We start from the raw sequence: 3,806 nt of genomic DNA on the forward strand, positions 1-3,806 counted from the left end.
TATTATCAAAAGAATCAACTATCTTCTTATAATAGTCGGGATTGATGAGCATCCCGAGCCCTGCCGCCGTATAGACAACGCCCATTAACTGGAATAACTGCGAGTCGGTCATATTTGCCTCCTATTTTAGCCGAAAACTTAAAAACAGTCCAATTATGGCTGGCAGCAAAAGAACTACCCACCCCACAAATGCAATTAAGAACGCCGGGGTTTTATTAGTAAGCGGAGCTGCTCGTGTCACCGGACCGGTATAATTGCCTATCGCCTCGCTGAACCAGATGAATCCGATAGGAATGATAAGGAAGGCAAAAATTTTGAACGCCATCTTCGCCCCTCCCGCTGAATATGCGAGAACGATATAACAGGCCGCTATTGCCGCAGATATTATCTTTCCCATTGTCATTTTACTTCTTATCAAGTGTACCACGCGTCTGGTGAAGGTCAAACAGCAATTTTACTGCGGGATATTAGATCGGCGTGTTCGCAGGGCGTCCTCTATTTAATCCCTTGCTGTTTATATTGCTGCGCTTTGTCCCGGTACATCTTGGCCTTTTCGGCTTCGCCGTCTTTTGCGTACATCTCGCTTAAATAATAGTAACACTCATAACATACGGAACCCAACTCCGCTGCTGTTTCAAGCGACTCTTTCGCCATTAAATATCTCTCCGTCAGGTAATACGATATACCTATATTATCCCAGGCATCCACGTCATAGGGATTAAGTTCAAGGGCCGCGGAATAGTCTTTTATCGCGGATTCATTATCGCCTTTCAGGAAGTAGCCGTATCCCCGGTTATTATAAGCGGCGTTATCACGCGGATTCTCCCTTAACAATTTGTCGTACTCGGATATCCCCCTGTCGATGTCTCCTTTATTTAAATAGGCGCTCGCGCGCTCAAAACGCGCTTTGTAGTACTTGGGCGATAAGCTCAGTGCACTGTTAAAATTCGCGACGGCCTTGCCGTATTCCCCTTTAGCGCTGTAAGCCTTGCCGCGGCGATAAAAAGCGCGGGCGTTATCGGGCTCAAGTTCGATTATCTTCGTAAAATCCGCTATCGCCTTGTCGTATTCGCCGACATCCGCGTATACCATACCCCGGCCTTCATAGACCATAATAAAGTTGGGGCTGATCTCCAGCGCTTTGGTGTAATCGGCAAGGGCTTTTTCGGTATCACCCTTGTTGCGATATGCGGAACCGCGGTCTAAATAGAGGTTCGGGTATTTAGGATTAAGTTCTATCGCGTAGTCGTAGTCCCAGATCGCGCGGTCGTAATCACCCAATTTAAGGAATGCGTTCCCCCTCTGTTTGAAGGCATCGGCAAACTGTGGGTTCATCTGGATGGCTTTGGTGAACTGCAGGATTGAGTGGTCGTAATTATGCCTGTTATAATAAACCATGCCCTTGTTAAAATGCTCACGGGCGGTCAACTCCTCGTCTATCTCGTATTCCGCATAGCAATTACAAACTATCGAGGATATGGCTAAAGTCAAAATGAATATTCTTTTCATGGATACCATTTCGCCTCGAAACGTTTTTAATGCCATGAGAAAAAAATGGCTAATTCAGCCGCTGTTCTTTCCTCTAAAATACGCTCTCGTCCCCTATTTATCCTCTATTATTAGGCGCCGTTTACCATAGCCCAGGCAGCAGCTAAAAATAACCATAAAAAGAGTGAACAGACTAGGCCGCCAATTGGAAAATATAAATAATTCCTGGGTATTTTTCGATTAGAAATCTCAATAATTCCCGCAATTGATGAGAGCACGCAAAGAATAAGTGCCAAGGGACTAACTGTCCAAAAGATTTTAGCTGGTAAGGCAGTACTTCTAATAATAAAACAAAAAGCGAATGATATTAATGGCGTTAAAGCTCCAACGGCAAAAAAGTACATACTGAATAATCGGATTTTCGATTTTACTATTATAAGTATCATAATAATGGTTGCCAGTAAAAATAAAATGAACATTTTCTCCATATTAATTTGCTCCTTCTGCTCTAATTTAGATCACGCTCTCCAAACAAAAACATGTAAGCTCCTGTTCCTTGCGCCACTCCCTGCAGGTGGACTTGTTCCTGCATTCGGGGCACAACCGGGCAATGTCGTCCCTATTTATATCAAGTGTACCACGCGTCTGGTGGAGGTCAAACAGCAATTTCAGGTACTTGCCGGCCACGAGGCGGTGGAGGCCATCCTTCTTCTTGAGCCCCAACCATTGGAAGACGCCGCTGTCGCCCCGCGAGGCGTTGCAGGCGGGACACGACAGGACCGAATTATCCGCCGAATCAGGGCCGCCGCGGCTTCGCGGGATGAGGTGGTCGACCTGCAGGCCTTCGAGCGCGCCGCAAAAGACGCACTCCTTATCCATCTCCTGCTCCCTCTGCCACTCCCTTATCGTGCCGGACATCGTAGCGTTGCCGTCGCGCAGGGCTTTGAACCGGTCCGTGACAAATCCGTAGTTGATGCTGCCCTTGAACGCGCTGCGGGATATGAGCTTGGCGTATTCGTAGAGGATTTCTTCTTTTATGGTCTTAACGTAGCGTGGGGGCATGTTATTATTTCGGTTAGGGAATTAGGTATATTGTCACCGAAATTATCTATTTATTTGAAGGTTCAGATAATGCAAGATTTATAGTTTCTACAATAAAATAACTCGGTACCACAGCTGCAAGCTTACCGCCTGTTGGATCCGAAAGTGTTCCATGCATAATACCAACTAATTTTGTACCAGAACCAGTAGTAGATAATGCCCCGATTTTATACATGGAAACATCAAAAACCGGGCCACCACTGTACCCTGTAATGCTTGGATCTTCTAATATATAAAATGTAGTCACCTTGCCATTGTCGAATCGAGAAAGCTGCATCAAACTACTTGCTGTATGACTTGTTTTTGTTAATGGAGAAAATGTATCTACAGCACCAAAACCAAGAGGAAATCCAAAAACAGTTAGGGGAATATCTCTTGAAGGCGGAACCTTTTCAGATGAAATAAGACTTTGCGGAAGAAAGTGGTTTTTGAAATACTTTATTAAAATAACATTCTCAGGGAATAACGGTAACACCGCAACATCTGCTTCTGGATGATAAACCCAAGGCAATTCTTTTTTAAAACCACTTGCCTCTGATAGAGCTAAACTAATTGGGGCATCATTTTCTCCCTTGAAAGTAATCTGCGCTGACGGTGTCATTGTAAGCGCTACATGGGCTGCTGTTACTAGGAAAAGTTTATTATTTTCAGAAGAAACCAAAAATCCAGTACCCTGAAAAAACTCATAACGCGGTTTAGGTTCAGCGCTACCTGGTTCTTTATACCACAATTCTGATTTTACTCCGTTGATACTGATTGAAGCAATATTACTTTTTTGCTCTAATAAAACAACGCAGGGAACAATATTTTCTCTTGAACAAATTTCACCAGCATAACAAAAGGATGCTGAAGTAAAATAGATAACACAAAGTAGGCTAATTCTTTTTTTCATAATACCCCCTTCTCTATGACTAACAATTAATAGACGAAATGCATAATATATGCTTTTTGCTTAAGATTTCTTCGGAGCTCAGAGCCTAAGGCTACGAACCTAGAGCCGATAAAAATTCCTTAATCGCGGAAACGATCTTGTCACTCATTAGTATTTTTACCTCTTTCGTCTTGCGGTCTTTAATCTCGACTTCGCCGTTGGCGATTCTTTTTTCACCTATGATTATTTGGATCGGGAAGCCGATGAGGTCGGAGTCTTTGAACTTTACGCCGGCGCGTTCGGGGCGGTCGTCGAGGATGCATTCGATTCCGGCGGAGGCCAGCTC

At 44.2% G+C, this 3,806-nt stretch carries 5 protein-coding genes; all 5 read right to left on the minus strand.

All coding sequences use genetic code 11. From position 1 onward, the window contains the following. Positions 1 to 495: 495 nt before the first annotated feature. Entirely contained in the window at positions 496 to 1,509 is a 1,014-nt protein-coding gene (locus PHW53_05240; protein MDD4995836.1) for a tetratricopeptide repeat protein, read from the minus strand. 110 nt (positions 1,510 to 1,619) lie between these two features. Continuing rightward, positions 1,620 to 1,976, minus strand: coding sequence for a hypothetical protein (locus tag PHW53_05245; GenBank protein ID MDD4995837.1), 357 nt, complete (start codon positions 1,974 to 1,976; stop codon positions 1,620 to 1,622). A gap of 25 nt (positions 1,977 to 2,001) precedes the next feature. After that, positions 2,002 to 2,550, minus strand: a complete 549-nt coding sequence (locus tag PHW53_05250; GenBank protein MDD4995838.1) for an HNH endonuclease — start codon at positions 2,548 to 2,550, stop codon at positions 2,002 to 2,004. Between the two features lie 46 nt (positions 2,551 to 2,596). Then, entirely contained in the window at positions 2,597 to 3,481 is an 885-nt protein-coding gene (locus PHW53_05255) for a serine protease (protein ID MDD4995839.1), read from the minus strand. Positions 3,482 to 3,572: 91 nt separating this feature from the next. Then, positions 3,573 to 3,806 (minus strand): His/Gly/Thr/Pro-type tRNA ligase C-terminal domain-containing protein (locus PHW53_05260; GenBank protein ID MDD4995840.1); only part of this gene is annotated, 234 nt, incomplete at its 5' end.

Source organism: Patescibacteria group bacterium (assembly GCA_028710985.1).
Lineage (GTDB): Bacteria > Patescibacteriota > Patescibacteriia > JAHJFT01 > JAHJFT01 > JAQTTB01.